A 23610-nucleotide genomic window follows, 5' to 3' on the forward strand; every position below is an offset into this window, starting at 1 on the left:
TCATTGGTAAGCTTAATTACTTAGCGTAATCGAGATTACTCAGTGTCTTGCTCGCTATCACTTTCAGAGTCAGAAGCATCAGATGCTTGCTCTTCACTTGATTCAGAAACAACTGTTCCTTCTGCGTCAATAGTTTCAGCATTTACTTCTTCAGTTTCTTCGCCTTCAACAATCTCAGCTTCTTCTACTTCATCGATACGTTGTAGACCTACAACATTCTCGTCTTCAGCAGTACGAATCAGTGTCACACCTTGAGTGTTACGACCAACTTGGCTAACTTCCGCTACGCGAGTACGTACTAGTGTACCTGCGTCGGTGATCATCATCATTTCATCGCCTTCTTCAACCTGAACAGCACCAACTACTGGGCCATTACGATCAGAGACTTTGATAGATACTACACCTTGCGTTGCACGGCCTTTCGTTGGGTATTCAGCCAGCTCAGTACGCTTACCGTAACCGTTTTGAGTCACAGTTAGGATATCGCCTTCGTTTGAAGGAACAATCAGTGAAACCACTTGATCGTCTTCTGGGAGCTTCATACCACGAACACCAGAGGCAGTACGACCCATTGGACGTACTTTGTCCTCGTTAAAGCGAACAACTTTGCCCGATTTAGAGAACAGCATGATGTCGCTATTACCATCAGTAATATCAACGCCAATCAGTGAATCATCGTCACGTAGGTTAACTGCGATTAGGCCGTTAGCACGTACATTTGCGAATTGATCCAGTGATGTCTTCTTAACTGTACCGTCGCCTGTTGCCATGAAGATGAATTTCTCGTTTGAGAATTCAGAAACAGGCAGGATAGCCGTAATACGCTCACCTTCTTCTAGAGGAAGAATGTTAACGATAGGCTTACCACGAGCGGTGCGGCTTGCTTGAGGCAGTTGGTAAACTTTCAGGCGGTACGTCTTACCACGAGTAGAGAAACATAAGATGTTATCGTGAGTATTAGCAACAAGCAGACGCTCAATGTAATCCTCATCTTTCATCTTAGTTGCACTCTTACCTTTACCACCACGACGCTGAGCTTCGTAGTCGCTTAGGATTTGGTACTTAACGTAACCTGCGTTAGAAAGCGTTACTACCACGTCTTCTTGAGCGATTAGCTCTTCCATGTCGATGTCATGAACCGCTGCTGTGATTTCTGTACGACGTTCGTCGCCATAGATATCACGTACTGCTTCAAGTTCTTCACGGATCACTTCCATCAAACGCTCAGTGCTTGCAAGGATATGCATTAGCTCAGCGATCTCTTCTAGAAGTGCTTTGTATTCGTCTAGAATCTTCTCGTGCTCAAGGCCAGTTAGGCGGTGAAGACGAAGTTCTAGAATAGCTTGCGCTTGAGTTTCCGTTAGGAAGTATTGACCATCACGGATACCGTATTGGTCTTCAAGCCAATCTGGACGAGCTGCATCAGTACCAGCACGTTCAAGCATTGATGCAACGTTACCAAGATCCCAACCACGAGATACTAGACCAACTTTAGCTTCTGCTGGTGTTGGTGCGTTCTTGATCAGTTCAATGATTTCATCAATGTTTGCAAGCGCTAAAGATAGAGCTTCCAAGATATGTGCACGGTCGCGCGCTTTCTTCAATTCGAAGATAGTACGACGTGTCACAACTTCACGACGGTGATCAACAAAACACTTCAACATATCTTTAATGTTGAAAAGTTGTGGTTGGCCGTTGTTCAGAGCAACCATGTTGATGCCGAAAGTTGTTTGCAGCTGAGTTTGTGAGTAAAGATTGTTTAGTACAACTTCACCGACAGCATCACGCTTACATTCAATAACAATACGCATACCATCTTTATCAGATTCGTCACGCAGTGCACTGATGCCTTCAACTTTCTTGTCTTTTACAAGTTCAGCAATCTTCTCGATCAGACGAGCTTTGTTCACTTGATACGGAATTTCAGTAACGATAATAGTTTCTTTACCGTTCTTCTCCGTTTCAATTTCAGCTCTCGAGCGCATGTAGACTTTGCCTCGGCCAGTCTTATATGCATCGACAATGCCCTTACGGCCACTGATTAATGCTGCTGTCGGGAAGTCTGGACCCGGGATGTAGTCCATTAGCTCATCAATAGTGATATCTTCATTATTGATAAATGCTAAACAGCCATCAACAACTTCGCCTAAGTTATGCGGCGGGATGTTGGTAGCCATACCTACTGCGATACCAGAAGCACCGTTAACCAATAGGTTTGGTATTTTTGTTGGTAAAACTGCTGGTATTTGCTCGGTTCCATCATAGTTAGGAACGAAGTCAACCGTATCTTTATCAAGATCTGTTAATAGCTCACCAGCTATTTTTGACATACGAACTTCGGTATAACGCATTGCCGCAGCTGAATCGCCGTCAACCGAACCAAAGTTACCTTGGCCATCGACTAACATATAGCGTAATGAAAACGGCTGAGCCATACGAACAATTGACTCGTATACCGCACTATCACCGTGTGGGTGATATTTACCGATTACATCGCCTACTACACGAGCAGACTTTTTATATGCTTTGTTCCAATCATTACCTAATACATTCATCGCGAACAAAACGCGGCGGTGTACTGGTTTTAGGCCATCACGCACATCTGGAAGGGCACGACCAACGATGACGGACATCGCGTAGTCTAGGTATGAACCTCTAAGCTCATCTTCAATATTTACGGGCGTGATCTCTTTCGCTAGATCGCTCATAGAGCCATTTTCCCTCTATAGTCAGATCGTATTTTTGAATACGTATAAGACCGAAAAATATAACACAAATTTACCTACGGAGGCATCACTTTCCCTCTCCTTTTACCATCTTGTGACCCTTGTAGCCAATCTATTGATGAGAAATTGCACCTCAGCGTCATATCTTGCTGAAACATGGTCACTTTACACTCAATAAACTAGCAAAATTGTAGATCTTCTGGTCAGCAGGAAAAGGCAAGTTATAATGCCTGCAATTTCATGGATGCATTATTTAACTTGGAAATGCCGATTATGACTAAATCACAGAACGTAGACCCAGCAGAAATCAAAAAATTCGAAGACATGGCGTCGCGCTGGTGGGATCTAGAAGGCGAGTTTAAGCCACTACATCAAATCAACCCACTGCGCCTAAATTACGTGCTAGAGAAAACCGAAGGCCTATTTGCCAAGAAAGTCCTCGATGTTGGCTGCGGCGGCGGTATTTTGGCTGAGAGCATGGCCGTTGAAGGTGCGCTAGTCACTGGTTTAGATATGGGTAAAGAACCGCTAGAAGTCGCTCGTCTGCATGCATTAGAAACCGGCACCAAGCTCGATTACATTCAAAGCACCATTGAAGACCATGCTGAGCAAAACCCACAAACTTACGATGTGGTGACGTGCATGGAAATGTTGGAACACGTCCCTGACCCACAATCGGTTATCTCGGCTTGTTCAAAACTAGTTAAACCGGGCGGCCACGTGTTCTTTTCGACATTGAACCGCAACTTTAAGTCTTACCTATTCGCTATAGTAGGTGCAGAAAAGCTACTTAAGATTGTTCCAGAAGGTACTCACGACCACGAAAAGTTCATTCGCCCAGCTGAACTTATCAAGATGATAGACAACACTCCGCTGCAAGAATTGGGGATTACAGGACTGCACTACAACCCGTTAACGGATACTTACCGTTTGGGCACAAATGTAAATGTTAACTACATAGTCCACACGCAAAATCTCGCCCAATAACTATTAGTATCCCCACCTTCAAACCTTTTAGAAAAAGACGATTGAAAAGAGTTGTAATTAACATAACTTTGCGACTCTTTTCAGTCTAAATATCGTGCGCTCGCTTCCATTTTGACCACCTAGATTTAATTTTAATCATCCAAAATCCATTGCCCATTTTGCTCAAAGATCAAGGGATTTTTTTTTATGTGTGCGCAAAAATAAAGCAACCTTAAAAGGCTATTTTTATACAATCAAGTCACATCGAACCTCGTCAGTTAGTGGTCACTTACAGTTTTTTTTCAATCCACCACTTATCCACAAGCACTCCCATTTCTTTACCTTGAAAAATATAAGCTGTAGCACTATCTTGTAACCCAACAAACAAATGACCCCTATATGTTGTGTTTGAACTACAATGTATGGGTAGACCAAGATCACAAAGCCGAAACGTAATTTACAAAAATTACACAGAAATACACAAAAACACGGCTTTGTTCAGTTTTGTTAGGGAAATTAAGCAGAATGAACCAACAACTTACTGTTACCAAACGTAACGGGCGCAAAGAAACAATCGATTTAGAGAAAATCCATCGAGTGATCACATGGGCAGCTGAAGGCTTGCACAATGTTTCTGTATCACAAGTAGAATTGAAAGCTCACATTCAGTTTTACGATGGCATCACCACGACTGACATCCATGAGACAATCATCAAATCAGCAGCGGATTTAATCTCTGAAGAGACTCCTGATTACCAATATCTAGCAGCACGTCTGTCAGTATTCCATCTACGTAAAAAAGCGTACGGCGAGTACGAGCCACCGGCTCTATATGACCACGTTGCAAAACTGGTTGATATGGGTAAATACGATAGCCACCTAATGGAAGACTACACGAAAGCTGAGTTTGACGAGCTTGACGCGTATATCGACCACAAGCGTGACTTAGACTTCTCTTATGCAGCGGTCAAGCAGCTTGAAGGTAAATACTTCGTGCAAAACCGTGTAACAAAAGAAATCTACGAGAGTGCTCAGTTCCTTTACATTCTAGTTGCTGCTTGTTTATTCGGTAAATACCCGAAATCAACTCGTCTGGATTACATCAAACGTTTTTACGACGCCTCGTCTACGTTTAAGATTTCTCTACCTACACCAATTATGTCTGGTGTACGTACGCCTACTCGTCAATTCAGTTCATGTGTACTGATTGAGTGTGGTGACAGCCTTGACTCTATCAACGCAACAGCAAGCTCTATTGTTCGTTACGTATCTCAGCGTGCTGGTATTGGTATCAACGCAGGTCGTATCCGTGCGCTTGGTTCTGAAATTCGTGGTGGTGAAGCGTTCCACACTGGCTGTATCCCTTTCTACAAATACTTCCAAACAGCAGTGAAATGTTGTTCTCAAGGTGGTGTTCGTGGCGGTGCAGCAACCGTGTTCTACCCACTATGGCACGGTGAAGTTCAGTCTCTATTAGTACTGAAAAACAACCGTGGTGTTGAAGAGAACCGTGTTCGTCATATGGACTACGGTGTGCAGCTGAACAAGCTTATGTACTCTCGTCTTGTTCAAGGTGGCAACATCAGCCTGTTCTCACCTTCTGACGTACCTGGCCTTTACGATGCGTTCTTCGAAAACCAAGACCGTTTTGAAGAGCTGTACGTTAAGTACGAAAACGACCCATCAGTGAAGCGTGAAACAGTAAAAGCTGTTGAGCTATTCTCTCTGCTAATGCAAGAGCGTGCTTCTACTGGTCGTATCTACATTCAGAACGTTGACCACTGTAATACACACAGCCCGTTTGATTCTGAAGTTGCCCCTGTTCGTCAATCGAACCTATGTCTAGAAATCGCGCTACCAACTAAGCCGCTTTCTAATGTAGAAGACGACGAAGGCGAAATTGCACTGTGTACGCTTTCCGCATTCAACCTTGGCGCAATCAATGAACTTGACGACCTAGCAGAGCTTTCTGAGCTGGTTGTTCGTGCTCTAGACGCACTTCTTGATTACCAAGATTACCCGCTTCCAGCGGCATACAAGTCGACAATGAACCGTCGTACTCTAGGTGTGGGTGTTATCAACTACGCATACTACCTGGCGAAGAATGGTGTTAAGTACTCTGATGGCAGCGCAAATGGCCTGACTCACCGTACTTTTGAAGCGATTCAATACCACTTGCTAAAAGCGTCTGTTGAACTAGCTAAAGAGCAAGGTCGTTGCCCATCTTTCCACGAGACCAACTACGCGAAAGGTCTACTGCCAATCGATACTTACAAAAAAGATATCGACTTAGTATGTGAAGAGCCACTGCACTACGATTGGGATTCTCTACGTGAAGAGATTATGGAGCACGGTCTGCGTAACTCGACGCTAACAGCGCTTATGCCTTCTGAGACATCGTCTCAAATCTCGAACGCCACTAACGGTATCGAGCCACCACGTGGTTACGTATCTGTAAAAGCATCGAAAGACGGTATCCTGAAGCAAGTTGTTCCAGATTTCCTAAATCTTAAAGAGAACTACGAGCTACTTTGGAACATTGGTAATAACGATGGTTACTTGCACTTAGTGGGTATCATGCAAAAATTCGTTGACCAAGCTATCTCTGCAAACACTAACTATGATCCAAGTGTTTACGACAGCGGTAAAGTACCAATGAAGAAGCTGCTTCAAGACCTACTGACAGCGTACAAGTATGGTGTTAAGACCCTTTACTACCATAACACTCGTGATGGTGCTAAAGATGACCAAGGCGATGCAGTTCAGGTGCCGGAAGAAGATTGTGAAGGCGGCGGTTGTAAGATCTAAACCGCAATAAATATTAAGACCCCAGAGAAGAGCTATCTTCTCTGGGTTTAAAGCATTAACAGGGTCCGTTTTATTGCGGGGTCTTTAAAAGATTTGAGGCATTTATGGCTTACAGTACTTTTTCTCAACAAAAAAATGACCAACTAAAAGAACCGATGTTCTTGGGTCAGTCGGTAAACGTTGCACGTTACGACCAACAAAAATTTGAAATCTTTGAAAAGCTTATCGAGAAGCAGCTTTCTTTCTTCTGGCGTCCAGAAGAAGTCGACGTGTCTAGCGACCGTATCGACTACAACAAGCTTCCTGAGCATGAAAAGCACATCTTCATCTCTAACTTGAAGTACCAAACGCTTCTAGATTCTATCCAAGGCCGCAGCCCTAACGTTGCCCTACTTCCATTGGTATCACTACCAGAAGTTGAAACTTGGATTGAGACATGGTCATTCTCTGAAACGATTCACTCTCGTTCTTACACGCACATCATCCGTAACATCGTAAATGATCCAGGCGTAGTATTCGACGATATTGTTGAAAACGAAGAGATCCTGAAGCGCGCTAAAGACATCGCATTTTACTACGATGATCTAATCAAGCTAACGGCTGACTACCACCGCTACGGTGAAGGCAACCACAACATCAACGGCGAAGACGTTAAGATTTCACTTCATGACCTGAAGAAAAAGCTTTACGTATGTCTAATGTCTGTAAACGCACTGGAAGCGATTCGTTTCTACGTGAGTTTTGCATGTTCATTCGCATTCGCTGAGCGTGAGCTAATGGAAGGTAATGCGAAGATCATCAAGCTAATCGCTCGTGATGAAGCACTTCACCTTACTGGTACACAGCACATGATCAACTTGCTACGTAATGGCCAAGATGACTTCGAATTCATGCAGATCGCTGAAGAGTGTAAGCAAGAGTGTTTCGACCTATTCAAAGAAGCGGCTGAGCAAGAAAAAGAGTGGGCAGAATACCTATTCAAAGATGGCTCTATGATTGGTCTAAACAAAGATATTCTATGCCAATACGTTGAGTACATTACTAACATCCGTATGCAGGCTGTTGGTCTAGGTACGGCTTACCCAGAAGCAACGTCGAACCCAATTCCATGGATCAACGCTTGGTTGTCTTCAGATAATGTTCAAGTTGCTCCACAAGAAGCTGAAATCAGTTCTTACCTAGTTGGCCAAATCGACAACGAAGTAAATGCTGACGACTTTGAAGGGTTTGAGCTGTAATGCCAACAATCAAAATCAACAAGCTGACTTCTATTGAATCTAACCCTTCAAATACTCTATTGGAAACAATGGAACAAGCCGGGTTAGAGCCAGAATACAACTGCCGAGATGGCCACTGTGGCGCTTGCCGCTGTATATTGGATTCTGGTGAAGTCGAGTACGTTGGTTTTGCTATGGCTTACACGCAAGGCAATGAAATATTACCTTGTATCTGTAAAGCAAAAACTGAACTATCGCTGAGTAACGTTATTCATAGAAATAAGCAAAAAAGTGCTTAATACTTGTACTTAGATCTTATACTTAGCGCGATTAGTACAATGTTGAATCGTTAACAGAAAAGCTTAAAAATTTAAGGGCCCGATAATCTTCATTATCAGGCCCTTTTTGTATTTCATGTTGGCTCAATAAGATAACTCGCTTATTGCACCAACTCGGCTTTATTGATGTATATGATTTATTACATATATAGCTTTATAGCTTTATAGCTTTAACTTGGGCTTTATAGCTTTAACTTGGACTTTATAGCGTTGACTTGGTTCTATAATACCGCTTTAGGAATAAACATATCTTTCAATCGCTTAACTGAAGAGTAAGTACCAAACATCGGTTTGTTGTCTAGATGCCTTCTCAGCATATCGGCGGCAACGGTCTTAATCACGTTGCGTTGGTCTTCGCGTGAGTACTGACGATAAAACTCAAGCACCTGTCCCCACTCTCCTGCTTCAGTCGACAATGCGACGCTAAATGTGTTGCCTTCTATCTTACCAGTAACCAAAGCCAGTTCTGTACCGCACTTCTCTCTTGTAGCGCCAGCCAGTGCAAAGGTTGCGGCTAATGGATCACTCTTTTCAAGTTCGCTCTCTTTTGGCTCAGCCATGACCCATGAATGCCCAAAGCAGTCTTCAACCTGCTCATTCAATTGCAGCCACGCTGACAGGGCGCCTTTGGTCGACACTTCAGATACAGATAACGTCTTCTTTTTTTCCGCCATGATGTGTCCAATATGGTCAATCATTGGCTCATCAACGCTCACGACATTACTCTCTAGCAGCTTGTAAACCATTTGCAGAAGCTTAACGCGAGTTTCTAAGTCTGCCTTAGGACCAAACAGTTTGACCTCAATAAAAGGCAGATAAGAGCGGTAGCCAAGTTCATAGCCTGCTGGAAGCTTAAGCTGGTCTAACACATCCGAGATACCCGATTCAGACAAACCAAACGTAAACAATCGACTGCATTCAGAGGCAACCACTTGAGGATAGGTACGCGACAAGTCAGGAAGAATCTCAAACGTAACCATACGTTTGAATTCACTCGGTACACCTGGAGTGAAATAGAAAGTCGCATCGTTGATTTTCAGCTTGAAGCCGCAAGCCGTACCCACAGGATTATCAACAATCTCTGAACTCGCGGGTAATAAAGCTTGCTTAAGGTTACTGTCAGGCATCGGCATGCCGCGTCCAGAGAACATCTCTTCCATACGAGTCAACCACTCAGGGAACATAGCAAGCTTTTGATCTGAGGCCGCAGCCGCAGCAGCCGCACTCATATCATCAGTTGTCGGCCCCAAACCACCATTGACGATAACCACATCATAGTTGAAGCTCAGCATCAGCAGTTCTTCGACCAGAGCGTTCATTTGGTCGCCCACAGTTGAACGTTTAGCCAAAGCAAAGCCGTGCTGATAAAACTCAGCAGACATCCAAGCTGCATTTGTGTCGACAATGTCCCCATGAAGAACTTCTTCACCAGTGCTTAACATTGCGATTTTCGTCATATTTATATCCCTTGTGGCCATTAAAAGACACGGCATTATTTACAAACTAGTCTAAGGTTGAGGTTGAGTTTGAGTCATTCACCTTTTCACAAATATTACTAATGCAAAATCTAAGGTTTTCTTAGGAAAAGCAATAAATTATTAGTTCCCTAAACTAAGCATTTAATAGATAATTGTGACTCGGATCAATTATTAACTTCTCATGGAGACCCTTGTGGCCAAATCACCGTTACTAACGAAGGTTACTGCTGCATTTTCAATGCTAATGTCAGTTAACTCGGTTGCAAGCCAATACGACTTCGACCAGCCAATCAACCTTTCTTATTCGGATGAATGTGCTCAAGATTACTGTGTTAATGAAAGCTTGTACACCTATAAGCCTAGTAACAATTACTCACTAAGCGAATCGAGTGAAGAGTACGACCTCTCAACCCAACAGCCAGAATATCTGTTGGTTAGTCAAGAGAAAGATTGGGATTACCTAATGGGTCAAACTTACACCATTCTTGGCTTAAGTGTCGCTACAGTAGGTCTAATGACTCTATTACCTGAAAGTATCACTAAGTGGGATGATGACCAACGTGATATCAGCTCACTCGGTAAAAAATGGAAAGATAATGTTTCTGAAGGCCCTGTATGGGACCGTGATGAACACTTCCTAAACTACGTAATGCATCCGTATTTCGGTGGTGTTTACTACACCGCAGCTCGACATGCTGGTTATGACGAGTTTGAGTCTTTCTTATACTCTTGGACAATGTCGACATTTTTCTGGGAATACGGCGTAGAAGCGTTTGCTGAAGTACCGTCATGGCAAGATATCTTTATTACACCATTCTTTGGGGCTGTTGTCGGTGAAATGATGCTAGAAGCAGAGCAAGACATTGTTGCTTCAGGTGGCGAAGTGATGGGCTCTCAAACCATGGGTGATGTTTCGTTATTCTTCCTCAACCCTGTTGGCCATATCCACTACTGGGTAAGTGATGCATGGGGTGGTGACGCAGAAGTTAATCTAAATACTAACCCTTGGTGGGATAACAAAGACGCAGCCCGATTCGCCTACGATGCAGGGGCAACATACGACTCTCAGTTTGTTGGTATGAACTTTAAAGTAACGTTTTAAATCGGCTTCCAGTCTTTGAACTCTAAGTTGCTGCATTTCAAATAAAAGCGATAACTCTTCTAAAAGCGGCTCTCTAGCCGCTTTTTTGTGCCCTACTCTTCATTCTCTTTTTTTGCATCACAGCTTAGTTTCAAAAATTGACACAGGTCAAACATTGTTCGATGTAACCTTCTACACTGAAATTAAAGAACTTTATCGCGTGATATCAAATATTTAATTAGCAACGAACAATTGAGACTTTGGGGGCTGATATGAACAGTACATTTATCGTAAACTTTATCGGACAAGCATCACCAGCAACAATCAAGCAACTTGCTGCGGTTACTCACGAAAACGACGGAAAATGGCTCATCAGTAAAGTTAACTTTATTGAAGATCAAGTTGCAGGCGTATTAAAGATTCAACTTCCTGCCATCAACGAATCAATTGTTAAGGATGCTTTCAGTGCCAATGCTGACTTGATCGTGCAGTTTGTTGATTCAGACCACACTCACAACGCACAAGACACAATACATCACTTACGACTCGACTCTAACGACCGAGCAGGCATCGTCAACGAAGTGACACATGTACTAGACAGACAAGGGATTAGCATTCTAGATATGGATTGCCACCGAGTGTTTATCGCTGGGGGCGGTGGTGTTAGCTCAAGCCTATTTACTTCCAAGATCGCCGTGAAGTTGCCAATTGAAGTCTTGATTGATGATGTCGTAAATGAATTAGAAACGCTCAGTGAAGATACTCGAGTGATGATTGAGAGTTAATAATCTTAGCCTCCTGATGATAAATTCATCATTGGGAGGATCCCCTCCAGAAAGCCCCTCTCTTACATAACTTACAAAAAACCATATAAAAACACCCGAAATACATAACTTAACCATATGAATTCAGGCATTCGTATAATATTTTTGTTACCATATATTATCTTATACAATTTAGTGGCTTAGGTTAAAACATGGAAAGAAATAGGTCGAGTTGGCAGCTCAATACCATCTCAGTAATCCTTCTCATAACGCTATTCAGTGGCTGTAAAAGCGGTCATGAAAATAATAGTAAAACAACGTCTGCTTCATCATCCAAGATTAGCGTTAGCATCCCTAAAAGTGTTTCGTTTTCTGAACCACAATCAGGGTCGAAGACAGAGTCAATTACCGTTTCTTTTTCCAAAGCCTTAAGTCAAGAGATCAGTCTAGCTATCACTACTAGTGATATCACGACACGCTCTACTGGTATGTTCAAAAACTACGACGCTATCTCTGCTCAAAACGTCAAAGTTTCGGCAGGTGCAACCAGTGCAGTTCTTCCACTAAACCTTATCCATAATAATCTATACGAAGGGAACAAGACCTTTCACTACACCATTAGCATTAACAACAGTGAAAATTACACACTGTCTAACAAACAAACTACAATCACCATCAATGATAGTGATGTTCAGCCCACGGTAAGATTTAACAAAGGGTTAAGTACCGTTGTAGAGGGCGACAGCATTATTCAAAAAGTGGAACTAAGCCACTACACCTCTAAAGACGTTACGCTGACTCTCGCTCAAACGGGCATCGCCACCGCTAAAGACTTTAGCGTTGATATCGCTGGTTCAAGTATCAAGATACCCGCTGAAACCCTTTCAACAAGCATCAAGTTTTCTGCGATTGCTGACAGCTTCAATGAAGGCGGAGAATCCGTCATCTACACTATCGCTAGCGCAGGAAACGCGGCTATCGATGCTAAGAAAAACTCGCTTGCGTTCTATATACCCGGACAGAAAAGCTTCAACGATACTGGTTATGTTACCTATTTCGATGGCACAGCTTACGACAGCGTCACTCCACCAGCAACACACCCGAATCAAGATGCCGATTTTGGTTTAGATAAAACGGATGGAAGCGAACACTCTGATGGTGCATATGGATTCCGCTACACCAAGATTGATGCGAATGCTAATCCAGTAAGTTCATCAGCCTCTAGCTGGCGTTGTGTAAAAGATGAACGCACAGGTTTGTATATTGAAAACAAACAAGCCGCTAAAGCTCTGCCTACGACAAGCGCCATCGAAGATTGGGTGAAAAAACACAAGCTAGATGCCAACGCAAACCCTTACCTTTGGGGAGCGGAATCAAGCTCTTGGCGAAGTGCTTCATACACCTACACTTGGTATGACTCCGATGCAACCACCAATGGCGGTTATGCAGGGGCGCCTAACGACCTCCTGTACAATGAAGGACCAATATCTTCTCAATGCGCTTATCCCAATGACAAGTCAGGCAACCGCTATTGTAATACCAGTAGCTATATTAATGCCCTAAACAGTTATGCCATCTGTGGTATTACCGATTGGCGTCTGCCCTCTCCTATTGAGGCACGTTCATTCATTAACTTCAATGTGGGCAGCAAGCCATCAAATGGCGTGGACTTCTTCCCTAACCTAGGTAGCAAGATTTTTACAAAAACAAGCTCAGTAAAACAAAATGGTAGCGTGCGATGCGTTGATACGACAACGGGTGAACTAAAGCTTTGCAATAAAAACATTTTTAGCTCTGCGGGTATTGTCGCTGTGAGCGGAGGCTTAGATTAATGAAATTCCATATATGCTTAGGGGCTCTGACCGCCTTACTGTGCGGTAACGTATTGGCACAAACGTGTGTAACGACACAGCCAGCTTCTATTAAAGATGGGCAGTTTATTGACCGTAAAGATGGCACATTATTGGACGTTACCACTAATTTACTTTGGTCTAAATGCAACTTAGGTGAGAGCTACAGCTCGGTAAAAGGTACGTGTGATGGAACAGCGCTTAAGTACAAAAGCTGGCAAGATGCACTCAATGCAACTAAAGATACAAGCCTGACGACGATTGCTAGTCAAACGGGCTTTCGCTTGCCAAATATCAAAGAACTCAGTTCAATCGTTGAGTATCGCTGCACTAAACCGGCCATTAACCTTACACATTTCCCTACGACAACCAATGAGCCTTACTGGACGAACACCCCAGACGCACACAAAATTAACACTGCCTATGATGGTTTGATCATTGATTTCGAAGAGGCTCTGGAAACGATTATAGATCCAAGTAACCCCCCTTCTCCTCTGATTAGATTAGTTAAGCCATTTAACTAGTTTTAAAGGAAAACAAAAAGAGCAGCTCATTGGCTGCTCTTTTTATTATTCTGAAGCGATGACTCAGTTATTGAACTGACCATTGTGACAGAGAACGCTTGAAGTCTTCATAGCCAAATTCATTCAGTTTTTGAATTTCGCCATTGCTGCGCTCGCAATAAATCGATGGCATCTTTAGCCCATTGAACCAGTTCAGTTTCACCATGGTATAACCTGCACTATCCAATAGGTGCAGCTTTTGGCCAATCTTCAGCGGCTCGTCAAAGCTCGCTTCGCAGAATTGATCGCCCGCCAGACATGAACACGAACCAATCACGTAGTCATGACTTCCGTGTTCAGACGCTTCCAATACCGATGCAGGCTCGTTGTAGATAAGCGTGTCAAGGCGATGAGCTTCGGTTGCCGAATCGACAATTGCCGTTTTCTTCACGTTCTCTACGATATCAACCACAGTCACAACTAAGTCAGTCGTCTTAGTAATGATGGCTTCACCCGGTTCAAGGTACATCTGCACGCCGTGCTTTTCAGAGAAGGCTTTTAGCGCAAGGCCCAGTTTCTCGATGTCATAGCCCGGCCATGTGAAGAACACACCACCGCCCATGCTCACCCAGTCCAACTTATCTAAGTGCTCACCAAACTGTTCTGAAATTGAATCAAGCAGGCCGATAAATGCATCGACGTCTTTGTTCTCACAGTTCATGTGGAACATCACACCATTGATCTCATCGAAGATCTCAGGCTTGATGTGATCAGCTTGCACACCCAAACGAGAGTACTGACGCGCAGGGTTTGCTAAGTCTTGCCCTGCATAGCTCACGCCTGGGTTTAAACGCAAACCCAGCGAAGCCTTACCTTCAACGATATGTCGGTACGCCGCGAACTGGCTTTGTGAATTGAAGATCATCTTGTCGCAGATATCAGCAACTTCTCTCACGTCATCTTCGCTGTAACCCACACTGTAAGCATGCGTTTCACCACCAAAGGTTTCGTGGCCAAGTTTTACTTCGTATGGACCAGAGCTGGTCGTGCCATCGAGGTAAGGTTTGATGATGTCAAACACACCCCATGTAGAGAAACACTTGAGTGCCAATACCAACTTCACACCTGAAATCTCTTTCAGCTGCTTGGCTATCTCTAAATTCGCAATCAACTTCTCTTCGTTGATCATGAAATAAGGCGTTTTTAGTTCGTTGTTTTGCATGTTAATACCTTGCGGCCCTCGAGTTCACGAAGGCACATGATAATCGAACAAAGCCGACGCTGATGCATCGGCTTGTAATTATACGTTCTTGTCATTCGCAGAACTTTGCCCTTGTAGCTAGGACATCGCACGGAGTTTACAAATGTAAATGAGCACGATGGACAACGCAACGAGGGCAAAGAGCCAGAATTACTTCAAAGTATGGATCAGAGGTAAACCGGCTGTCGGCTCTAGCTCTTGAACGTGCCAATCTAGACCGATCTCAGGCATCGTTGCTAGGAACGGGTCTGGGTTTAGCTGTTCCATGTTGAATACGCCTTTATCAGCCCATTCACCACGGAAGAACTGAAGTGCAGCAGTAATCGCTGGTACACCGGTTGTGTAAGAAATCGCTTGGTGCTCTACGTCTTCGTAAGCCACTTCGTGGTCTGCGTTATTGTAGATAAATACGCTGCGCTCTTTACCGTCTTTCTTACCTTGAACCCAAGTACCGATACACGTTAAACCTGTGTAACCTGGAGCTAAAGAGGTTGGATCTGGTAATAGTGCTTTAAGAACATGTAGAGGCTGAACCACAGTGCCATCGTGCAATGTTAGCGGATCTGGGCTTAGAAGGCCGATATCACGCATGCAATTGAAGTAGTTCAGGTATGCATCACCAAAGCCCATCCAAAATTCGATACGCTTAGCTGGGATGAACTCTTTCATTGAACGAACTTCATCGTGCGCCATTGAGTAAACTTTGTGAGAACCACAGTTCGGGAATTCAAACTCAAGCATACGAGAGTGACAAGGTACTTGTTTCCACTCTTCATTTTCCCAGTAGAAAGAATCGCCTTGGATCTCAAGCATGTTGGTTTCTGGGTCAAAGTTTGTCGCAAACTTCTTGCCGTGGTCGCCGGCATTCACGTCCATTACATCAATTGAGTCAATCTCATCGAATAAGTGCTTAACGGCGTACGCAGCAAAGATTGATACCACACCAGGATCGAAACCAGCACCAAGAATACCTGTGATGCCCGCTTCAGCGAACTTCTCACGGTAGCCCCACTGCCAATCATAAGCTTGTGGTACTTGTTGGCCTTCAGAACATAGATCAACCGCTACCGATGTATCTAGGTAAGAGACTTTCGATTGGTAACACGCTTCCATGATCGCCATGTTTACCCAAGGAGGACCAGCGTTGATCACTAGATCCGGCTTAACTTCTTTAATCAAAGCAACAAGCGCATCAACATCGTCAGCGTCTACTGAGCGTGCTTCTAGTTTCTTAGTTGAATCTTTAAGGTTGTTTTTGCCCTTGATAGATTCGATGATTTTTTCACATTTCGCAATTGTACGAGAAGCGATTGTGATATCACCCAGAACTTCGTTATTTTGTGCTGCTTTATGTGCAACAACCCAACCAACGCCGCCTGCACCAATTTGTAGAATAGCCATAGTATTAATTACCCTTGTTGTTCTGCTAGCTCAGTGGCTAGAGTTTGAATTTTGTTAATTAGAGAATTGAAATCTGATGTCGTTAAGCACGGATTTAAGATAGTAAATTTCAGCGCGCTTTTACCGTCGACGACTGTTTCGCCAAGAACTGCAACACCACGAGTCAGCGCTTCCAGTCTTAACGTTTGATTCAGTTTGTCCAAATCCGTAGCGCTGTCTTCTGATTGCCCATTGCTAGGCACCGAACGAAACAGCACTGTTGATAGTGAAGGCTCCGCGAGTAGCTCTAAGTCAGCTTGGTTTTGAATAAGGTCTGCCACTTCTAGCGTTTGCTCTAGAAGATGGTCGTACATATCACCCAGTTGCTTTGGCCCAACGCTTTGCATCGTCATGAAGACTTTCAGTGCATCGAAACGCTTGGTGGTCGCGATAGACTTATCGACTAGATTTGGCAGCTCATCGTGCTCGCGATTCAAGTAATCTGCGTGATGCAGTAAGTACTTAAAGTTCGCTTTGTCTTTCAGAAGCACAGCACCACAACTGATGGTTTGGAAGAACAACTTGTGGAAGTCGACACTCACTGAGTCCGCTTTTTCGATACCTTTCAAACGAGCTTTGTGGCTGCTTAAAATAAGAGCGCCGCCATAAGCACTGTCGACATGGAACCAAAGGTCTTGTTGGTTTGCGATGTCAGCAATCACTTCAAGGTCATCAATAGCACCGTGATCGGTTGTACCCGCAGTACCGACAACAGCAAAAGGAATCAACCCTTGAGCTTTAAGTGCTTTTACTTCTGCATCTAGCAAGTCAGGCTTGATAGTGCCATTTTCATTGGTTTCAACACAGCACACTGCAGCTTCACCCAACCCGAGCAGAGATGCAGACTTTTGAACCGTGAAGTGAGATTTCTTTGAACATAAGATACGCAGCTTGCTCGCGTATTCTGGCAAGCCAAGCTTTTGAATTGAGTGACCATTGTACTTATCGGCAACCCAGTCTCTCGCAAGCAATAAACCCATTAGGTTACTTTGCGTGCCACCACTGGTGAAAACGCCGTCAGCTTGTGCGCCAAGTTGGTATTTGTCACACATCCAATCCACGACGCGCTGCTCAACATAAGTCGCAGCCGATGCTTGATCCCATGAATCCATTGATTGATTCAACGCCGCGATAATGGATTCCGCAGCTACCGAAGCCATAAGAGGAGGCGTGTGAAGGTGTGCAATACAATCTGGGTGTTGCACAAAGATAGAGTTAGCTGCCACTAAGTCAGCCGTGCTATCCACAACATCAACCAAAGCGTGTTGGTTGTTATCGAGGTCGACAGCATTGATAGCTGCTTCTAGCACTTTTGGTTCTAAACCCGAATAAGGGGTTTCAACCTGTTCAAAAACAGCTTTCATCGCTTGAGTAGTTTGATTCATCACGTTAGCAAATTCGTTACTACCGCCTAAACCCGTCTGGATGAAATGCTTGTTCCATTCTTGGTTTGTTTGCTCACTTGAAGCTTGGTCTTGTTGTGAACCACCACCAGCAGCGATGATGGCTTCTTCCATCACGCGGAGTGCAAAGTCGATCTGCTCAAAAGAGATAATCATTGGTGGAAGGAAGCGAATAACCGAACCATCACGGCCACCCTTTTCGACCATCAAGCCACGCTCTAGTGCTGCTCGTTGAATCGCTAGAGTTAACTCGCCGTCTGATTGTGGTTCGCCAAACTTGTTAAGCTCACCATTTGGTTGCTTGATCTCAGCGCCAAGCATCAGGCCTTTACCACGAACTTCAGCAATACAGTTCACGCGAGATTGAATCTTCTCAAGCCCATGACGTAAATATTGGCCTGCGATGTTCGCGTGCTCAACCAAACCATCACGTTCGATGATTTCCAACGCCTTAGCGCCAGATACCATTGCCAACTGATTACCACGGAATGTGCCGGTGTGCTCACCCGCTTTCCAAGTATCAATGCTCTTATCGAACACAAGCAACGACATTGGCAGTCCGCCACCAATCGCTTTAGACAAGCACAAAATATCTGGATTAACACCTGATTCTTCAAACGCAAAGCGATGGCCGGTTTTACCCACACCACACTGAATTTCATCAAAGATCAGTAGGATGCCATGCTCATCACAGATGCGACGTAGACCTTGTAGCCAAGATGCTGGAGCTGGAATCACACCGCCCTCACCTTGTACTGGCTCAACGATCATCGCGGCAGGTTTCATGATGCCAGATTCGTCGTCATTCAAAATACGCTCGATGTAACGAATGCTTGCGTTAGCACCCGCCTCACCACCAATGCCAAACGGGCAACGAAGGTTGTATGGGAAAGGCATGAAATGTACGTCAGACATTAAGCCGCTACGACGTTCTTTAGTGCCAAGGTTACCCATCATGCCCATAGTGCCGTTAGTCATGCCATGGTAAGCACCACGGAAAGCAAACATGGTGTTACGACCTGTAGTTTGCTTGGCTAGCTTGATAGCCGCTTCCACAGCATCAGCGCCAGATGGGCCACAGAATTGAAGAACCGAGTTCGTTGAAAAGTCTTGAGGAAGAAAAGCTTTAACTCGCTTGATAAAGGTCTCTTTTGCTTGAGTCGTGATATCAAGAGTCTGGTATGGCAAACCTGAATCGAGTTGGTCTTTAAGTGCTTGGTTAATCTCAGGGTGGTTGTAACCCAGAGAAAGTGTACCTGCACCGGCTAAGCAATCGAGAAAGAGTTGGCCACGAGTATCTTCAACTAAAGCGCCACATGCTCGTTTAATAGCAATAGGCAGGCGTCTTGGATAAGAACGAACATCCGACTCATGCTGTTCTTGCTCTAGCAAAATAGCGTCAGGTGTTAGGTCGTGCGTTCCCTCTAAGATAGGAACCATAGTTGAAAATGAATTTGCGATAGTATTGATATCGACTTCAAAGGCGGTAGTCATAAAAGTCCCCTTGAATGTGTTCATACTCACCTCCATCACACGCAATTACCCACCAGCCCTCTTTAAATTTGGAGAGAGTTCATAGTGAAACACGCGTATTGTCTAGAAATGAGATATAGCTGTACGCTCGCATAAGTCAAATGACGAATACGAAATTAGGCCGTCTTAGGACAGCAGAAATTAGTTAGCGTGAGCTCAAGGTTCAGTAATGCTACTGTTTTGAAGAATTGGACATTTATGCAGTATCGGACAGCTATGAAGAACTGGCCCTTTTGGAAATGCAGAGCTGATTAGCAATGTTGTTATTAGTGTGTTCAATGTTGGGTTTCCCATTAGCATGGCGAATTGCGCCATAAGTATCCCGTCTATCAGCTAAAGGCTAGCTGATACCTACCCTACGTAATGTCCCAATCAGCAAGAATGGTCACTACGCGTATCCCCCAGAAGCAATCACGGCTCTTTTTGAGCATCGGCAATTCCGAGATTGTTCGAAAAATAACATAAAGTGAAATGAACGATCAATAGTTTTTAATAATGACTTAAGAAATAAGAGCAATGATTGAGCAATTGCTGTAATAATCATCAATCTTGCCTTTAAAAACCCCTGGTTCACTCGTTCCTCATGCCCGAGGATGGCGACTTGAACATACAAATGCTAGTACGGTGACTATAATGCTGCTTACCGCTCCCCCCTATGCCATTCCCTAATACGAGGGCGATGTGGGGTTATAAACGTTGCTAGAGATATTTTGAGGTCATCGCCTCTTTCCGTCATTCCATAGCACAAGGAACGAGCTCATAAGGAATCTCGCTTTTAAAAACTAACTTGCTTGCGAAATTTTGAGTGAAGGTTCGAACAAGAAGAGTACTTATACCAATCGTAGTAAATAACTGGTCACCCTAGCTTGTTAAAAACCTCGATAACTTCGTTAGAATTTTTGATTGTAGAATAACTACTTATCGAAACTTCTTATCGAGAAGAGCAGCCTTGTTCTCAAGCTTTTTTCCTACGCTATGTTTGATCACTTACTTACTGTGATTGGTATTACACGTAAAAGCTAAACACCAGAAACCAAAAAGCCCGAACATTTCTGTTCGGGCTTTTAATTTGGAGCGATACATCGGGTTCGAACCGATGACCTCAACCTTGGCAAGGTTGCGCTCTACCAACTGAGCTAGTATCGCATTTGCTACATCCGTTAAGACGTAGACTTCAATAGATGGTGCCCCGGGCCGGACTTGAACCGGCACAGCGCGAACGCCGAGGGATTTTAAATCCCTTGTGTCTACCAATTCCACCACCAGGGCACGCAATTCTTTATTGCGATGCCGATTACTGAAAAGTAAAACACCATCTTAATGCTGACGCCAATCAACATTACAAAATTTGGAGCGATACATCGGGTTCGAACCGATGACCTCAACCTTGGCAAGGTTGCGCTCTACCAACTGAGCTAGTATCGCATTTTCATTACTCTTCTAAAAAAAAGAGATAATGGAGGCGCCTCCCGGAGTCGAACCGAGGTCCACGGATTTGCAATCCGCTGCATAGCCACTCTGCCAAGGCGCCTTAGTAACTCCAACCGAATCGCACACTGCCATCCTCTTGGGTACGGGATGCATTCTACGGATTCAGACGATTGAGTCAATATTATTTTTGTATTTTTAATTCGTTTGAATAGATTTCATACGAAAGAGGCCAAATAGCTGACTTAATGTGCAAAACACACTGTGAGTAGGTTATCCAAAAGAGATCAATATCACATTAGATATCCACTATTGATAACTTAACCGTAGGTTAAAGATCAAAAAAGCGAGCCTCAGCTCGCTTCTTCATTAATGGTGTTTTTCGTCTAACAAATCATCTTTGGCGGCCATCAAGTACTGCGCCATAGACCAATAAGTAAGAACGGTGGCAACATAGAGCGCAATATAACCTACCCAAACCATCCAGTCGTCGTATCGCCAGATAAGTACCCAAAGAGCAAACATTTGAGAAACGGTTTTTACTTTACCAACCCAAGACACCGCAACACTTGCGCGTTTACCGATTTCAGCCATCCATTCACGAAGCGCTGAAATGATAATCTCACGAGCAATCATGGTCACTGCTGGGATTGTTATCCAAATCGAATGGTAATGCTCAGTGATCAGGATAAGAGCCGTAGCAACGAGCACTTTATCCGCCACAGGGTCAATAAAGGCACCAAAGCGAGACGTTTGTCCGAGCTTACGAGCCAGCATGCCATCTAGCCAGTCAGTAAAGCCTGCTACCCAAAATACCATCGCAGAAGCAAAAGGAGCCCATTGATAAGGTAGGTAAAAGACAACAACAAATACTGGGATCAAAAATAGTCTCAGTAAGGACAAAATGTTAGGTATATTCAAACGCATATTATTGGGCTCTTATTAATTGCGCTTTAATGGTGCGGGATTTTTACTATTGTTTCAATGCTTGATAAATGTTTTCTGCCAAAGAATGACTAATGCCCGGCACTTTGGCTATTTCTTCGACAGTTGCACGCTTAAGTTCTTGTAAGCCACCCATATATTTCAACAAAGATTGACGACGTTTCGGTCCTACCCCTTCGATTCCTTCCAAAGCACTAGTTCGGCGAGTTTTACCACGTTTTGCGCGATGCCCAGCTATCGCGTGATTATGACTTTCATCGCGGATATGCTGGATAAGATGTAACGCTGGTGCATCGCTCGGTAAGTTAAATTCCTCCCCCTCAAGAGTAACCAAGGTTTCTAAACCCGGTTTACGCGTAACCCCTTTGGCTATACCCATCATTCGAGGTCGAAACGACCAATCATCCCAATATTGGGAGATAATCTCATGAGCGCGGTTAAGTTGACCTTTACCACCGTCGATAAAAATGATGTCTGGGATCTTATCGACATCAAGTTGCTTCGAGTAACGCCTCTCAAGAGCCTGAGCCATGGCCGCGTAGTCATCACCACCGGTAATACCAGTAATGTTGTAACGACGATATTCCGGCTTAACCGGCCCTTCTTGATTGAACACCACACAAGACGCAATCGTACTTTCACCCATGGTATGACTGATATCGAAACATTCCATGCGCTTGATAGCATCCATCGACAGCACTTCTTGAAGCTCTTTAAAGCGCTGATTGATCGTCATTTTGTGATTAATCTTGGTGGTAATAGCCGTCAACGCATTGGTATTCGACAATTTAAGATAGCGACCTCGAGTTCCAGAAGGATTGGCATGGAAGTGGATCTTACGACCCGCAACTTCACACAAGGCTTCTTGAATCGGTGTGATATCTTCCATCAAATCAGCATTAAGAATTAAACGCGTTGGGATGGTTCTCGCTTCATTATGCGCAAGATAGTATTGGCTTAAAAAGCTCGAAAAGACCTCTTCGCGTACCGTATTGTTTGGAATCTTAGGAAAGTGGCTTCGGCTACCTAAGACTTTGCCTTGGCGGATCATCAAGATATGAATACACGCCACGCCATTCTCTTGAGCAAAGCCCAACACATCCATATCTTCCATAGAGTCGTCAGATACATACTGTTGTTCTTGCACACGTCGAATCGCTTGGATTTGATCGCGGAAAGCAGCAGCTTGTTCAAAGCGAAGCTCTCGGCTGGCCGTGTCCATCTTCTCGATGAGCGTCTCTAGCACCAACTTATCTTTCCCTTGCAGGAATAGACGAACATAGTCGATAAGCTCACTGTACTCTTCATCAGAGATGATTGAGCTGACACATGGCGCAGCACAACGACCAATCTGATACATCAAACACGGGCGCGTTCTGTTGGCATAAACGGTATCTTCACACTGGCGGGCAGGGAAAATCTTTTGGATTAAGTGTAGCGTCTCACGCACAGCGCCGGAATCAGGGTAAGGACCAAAGTATTCGCCCTTTTTCTTCTTAGCACCACGATGCATCGACAAACGAGGGTGCTTGTGACCACTAATAAAAATATAAGGGTACGACTTATCATCACGCAAAAGTACGTTGTATTTAGGCAAGTACTGCTTGATGTAGTTATGCTCAAGGATGAGCGCTTCTGTTTCCGTGTGCGTTACAGTGACATCGATCTTGTCAATATTGCTGACTAAAGCGCGTGTTTTTTCACTGTCGACTTTTTTACGGAAATAACTGGAAAGGCGTTTTTTGAGGTTCTTAGCTTTACCGACGTAAATAACAACAGCCTCGGCGTTATACATTCGATAAACGCCGGGCTGCTCTGTTACTGTCTTGAGGAATGAGACTGAGTCAAACAAGTTAGTCACTATACGAT

The 23610-nt window shown here is 44.1% G+C and carries 15 protein-coding genes and 4 tRNA genes; 8 read left to right on the forward strand and 11 right to left on the reverse strand.

The window, feature by feature from the left end:
• Positions 1-35: 35 nt before the first annotated feature.
• Complete coding sequence (gene gyrA, locus Q5H80_RS08685) at positions 36-2708, reverse strand: DNA topoisomerase (ATP-hydrolyzing) subunit A (RefSeq protein ID WP_304564473.1); 2673 nt, start codon at positions 2706-2708, stop codon at positions 36-38.
• Between the two features lie 258 nt (positions 2709-2966).
• Between gyrA and ubiG the strand changes: the two genes are divergently transcribed.
• The 4 genes from ubiG (at position 2967) to yfaE (ending at position 8016) form a co-directional block, all read left to right on the forward strand.
• The gene (gene ubiG, locus Q5H80_RS08690) at positions 2967-3713 is read left to right on the forward strand and encodes a bifunctional 2-polyprenyl-6-hydroxyphenol methylase/3-demethylubiquinol 3-O-methyltransferase UbiG (protein ID WP_304564474.1); all 747 of its coding nucleotides are present in this window, start codon (positions 2967-2969) and stop codon (positions 3711-3713) included.
• A gap of 504 nt (positions 3714-4217) precedes the next feature.
• Positions 4218-6500, forward strand: a complete 2283-nt coding sequence (gene nrdA, locus Q5H80_RS08695) for a class 1a ribonucleoside-diphosphate reductase subunit alpha (protein ID WP_304564475.1) — start codon at positions 4218-4220, stop codon at positions 6498-6500.
• Between the two features lie 104 nt (positions 6501-6604).
• Positions 6605-7738 (forward strand): class Ia ribonucleoside-diphosphate reductase subunit beta, encoded by a 1134-nt coding sequence (gene nrdB, locus Q5H80_RS08700; RefSeq protein ID WP_304564476.1) that lies wholly within the window; start codon positions 6605-6607, stop codon positions 7736-7738.
• Positions 7738-8016, forward strand: coding sequence for a class I ribonucleotide reductase maintenance protein YfaE (gene yfaE, locus Q5H80_RS08705; RefSeq protein WP_304564477.1), 279 nt, complete (start codon positions 7738-7740; stop codon positions 8014-8016). Before nrdB ends, yfaE begins: the two co-directional genes overlap by 1 nt.
• 260 nt (positions 8017-8276) lie before the next feature.
• On the opposite strand, the gene Q5H80_RS08710 is transcribed toward yfaE, so the two are convergent.
• Entirely contained in the window at positions 8277-9512 is a 1236-nt protein-coding gene (locus Q5H80_RS08710) for a CinA family nicotinamide mononucleotide deamidase-related protein (RefSeq protein ID WP_304564478.1), read from the reverse strand.
• Positions 9513-9726: 214 nt separating this feature from the next.
• Here Q5H80_RS08710 and Q5H80_RS08715 point away from each other — a divergent pair, with 214 nt between their 5' ends.
• The 4 genes from Q5H80_RS08715 to Q5H80_RS08730 all read left to right on the forward strand — a co-directional run bounded on the left by Q5H80_RS08715 (position 9727) and on the right by Q5H80_RS08730 (position 13752).
• Positions 9727-10635 (forward strand): DUF3943 domain-containing protein, encoded by a 909-nt coding sequence (locus Q5H80_RS08715; RefSeq protein ID WP_304564479.1) that lies wholly within the window; start codon positions 9727-9729, stop codon positions 10633-10635.
• A 251-nt stretch (positions 10636-10886) separates the two neighbouring features.
• Positions 10887-11399: a glycine cleavage system protein R gene (locus tag Q5H80_RS08720; protein WP_009848853.1), complete on the forward strand. Its 513-nt coding sequence runs from the start codon at positions 10887-10889 to the stop codon at positions 11397-11399.
• A 191-nt stretch (positions 11400-11590) separates the two neighbouring features.
• Positions 11591-13210, forward strand: coding sequence for a DUF1566 domain-containing protein (locus Q5H80_RS08725; protein ID WP_304564480.1), 1620 nt, complete (start codon positions 11591-11593; stop codon positions 13208-13210).
• Positions 13210-13752 carry a DUF1566 domain-containing protein gene (locus tag Q5H80_RS08730; RefSeq protein WP_304564481.1) on the forward strand — a complete coding sequence of 181 codons (543 nt, stop codon included), beginning with the start codon at positions 13210-13212 and terminating at the stop codon, positions 13750-13752. The genes Q5H80_RS08725 and Q5H80_RS08730 overlap by 1 nt, the downstream gene beginning before the upstream one ends.
• 67 nt (positions 13753-13819) lie before the next feature.
• Here the strand turns inward: Q5H80_RS08730 and nspC are convergent, their stop codons facing one another.
• The 9 genes from nspC to uvrC all read right to left on the reverse strand — a co-directional run bounded on the left by nspC (position 13820) and on the right by uvrC (position 23602).
• Positions 13820-14953, reverse strand: coding sequence for a carboxynorspermidine decarboxylase (gene nspC, locus Q5H80_RS08735; protein WP_304564482.1), 1134 nt, complete (start codon positions 14951-14953; stop codon positions 13820-13822).
• 189 nt (positions 14954-15142) lie between these two features.
• Complete coding sequence (locus Q5H80_RS08740) at positions 15143-16393, reverse strand: carboxynorspermidine synthase (protein WP_004733354.1); 1251 nt, start codon at positions 16391-16393, stop codon at positions 15143-15145.
• A gap of 8 nt (positions 16394-16401) precedes the next feature.
• Positions 16402-19353 (reverse strand): pyridoxal phosphate-dependent class III aminotransferase, encoded by a 2952-nt coding sequence (locus tag Q5H80_RS08745; RefSeq protein WP_304564483.1) that lies wholly within the window; start codon positions 19351-19353, stop codon positions 16402-16404.
• 1085 nt (positions 19354-20438) lie between these two features.
• A tRNA-Gly gene (locus tag Q5H80_RS08750) sits at positions 20439-20514 on the reverse strand.
• A gap of 36 nt (positions 20515-20550) precedes the next feature.
• Positions 20551-20637: transfer RNA gene (locus Q5H80_RS08755), tRNA-Leu, on the reverse strand.
• A gap of 80 nt (positions 20638-20717) precedes the next feature.
• Positions 20718-20793: transfer RNA gene (locus Q5H80_RS08760), tRNA-Gly, on the reverse strand.
• A gap of 32 nt (positions 20794-20825) precedes the next feature.
• A tRNA-Cys gene (locus Q5H80_RS08765) sits at positions 20826-20899 on the reverse strand.
• A 266-nt stretch (positions 20900-21165) separates the two neighbouring features.
• Complete coding sequence (gene pgsA / locus Q5H80_RS08770; RefSeq protein WP_304564484.1) at positions 21166-21723, reverse strand: CDP-diacylglycerol--glycerol-3-phosphate 3-phosphatidyltransferase; 558 nt, start codon at positions 21721-21723, stop codon at positions 21166-21168.
• A 46-nt stretch (positions 21724-21769) separates the two neighbouring features.
• A complete protein-coding gene (gene uvrC, locus Q5H80_RS08775) occupies positions 21770-23602 on the reverse strand; it encodes an excinuclease ABC subunit UvrC (RefSeq protein ID WP_304564485.1) in 1833 nt (610 codons plus the stop codon).
• Positions 23603-23610 lie beyond the last annotated feature (8 nt).

This window comes from Vibrio sp. SNU_ST1 (genome assembly GCF_030563405.1).
In the GTDB taxonomy this organism is placed as follows: Bacteria; Pseudomonadota; Gammaproteobacteria; order Enterobacterales; family Vibrionaceae; genus Vibrio.

Excerpts from the sequence above, each read along its gene's own strand:
- Q5H80_RS08745 (WP_304564483.1), bottom strand. The coding sequence starts at position 19,353 with ATGAACACATTCAAGGGGACTTTTATGACTACCGCCTTTGAAGTCGAT.
- Q5H80_RS08710 (WP_304564478.1), bottom strand. The coding sequence starts at position 9,512 with ATGACGAAAATCGCAATGTTAAGCACTGGTGAAGAAGTTCTTCATGGG.
- yfaE (WP_304564477.1), top strand. The coding sequence starts at position 7,738 with ATGCCAACAATCAAAATCAACAAGCTGACTTCTATTGAATCTAACCCT.
- pgsA (WP_304564484.1), bottom strand. The coding sequence starts at position 21,723 with ATGCGTTTGAATATACCTAACATTTTGTCCTTACTGAGACTATTTTTG.
- gyrA (WP_304564473.1), bottom strand. The coding sequence starts at position 2,708 with ATGAGCGATCTAGCGAAAGAGATCACGCCCGTAAATATTGAAGATGAG.
- ubiG (WP_304564474.1), top strand. The coding sequence starts at position 2,967 with ATGGATGCATTATTTAACTTGGAAATGCCGATTATGACTAAATCACAG.
- Q5H80_RS08720 (WP_009848853.1), top strand. The coding sequence starts at position 10,887 with ATGAACAGTACATTTATCGTAAACTTTATCGGACAAGCATCACCAGCA.
- Q5H80_RS08725 (WP_304564480.1), top strand. The coding sequence starts at position 11,591 with ATGGAAAGAAATAGGTCGAGTTGGCAGCTCAATACCATCTCAGTAATC.
- Q5H80_RS08740 (WP_004733354.1), bottom strand. The coding sequence starts at position 16,393 with ATGGCTATTCTACAAATTGGTGCAGGCGGCGTTGGTTGGGTTGTTGCA.
- nspC (WP_304564482.1), bottom strand. The coding sequence starts at position 14,953 with ATGCAAAACAACGAACTAAAAACGCCTTATTTCATGATCAACGAAGAG.
- nrdA (WP_304564475.1), top strand. The coding sequence starts at position 4,218 with ATGAACCAACAACTTACTGTTACCAAACGTAACGGGCGCAAAGAAACA.
- nrdB (WP_304564476.1), top strand. The coding sequence starts at position 6,605 with ATGGCTTACAGTACTTTTTCTCAACAAAAAAATGACCAACTAAAAGAA.
- Q5H80_RS08730 (WP_304564481.1), top strand. The coding sequence starts at position 13,210 with ATGAAATTCCATATATGCTTAGGGGCTCTGACCGCCTTACTGTGCGGT.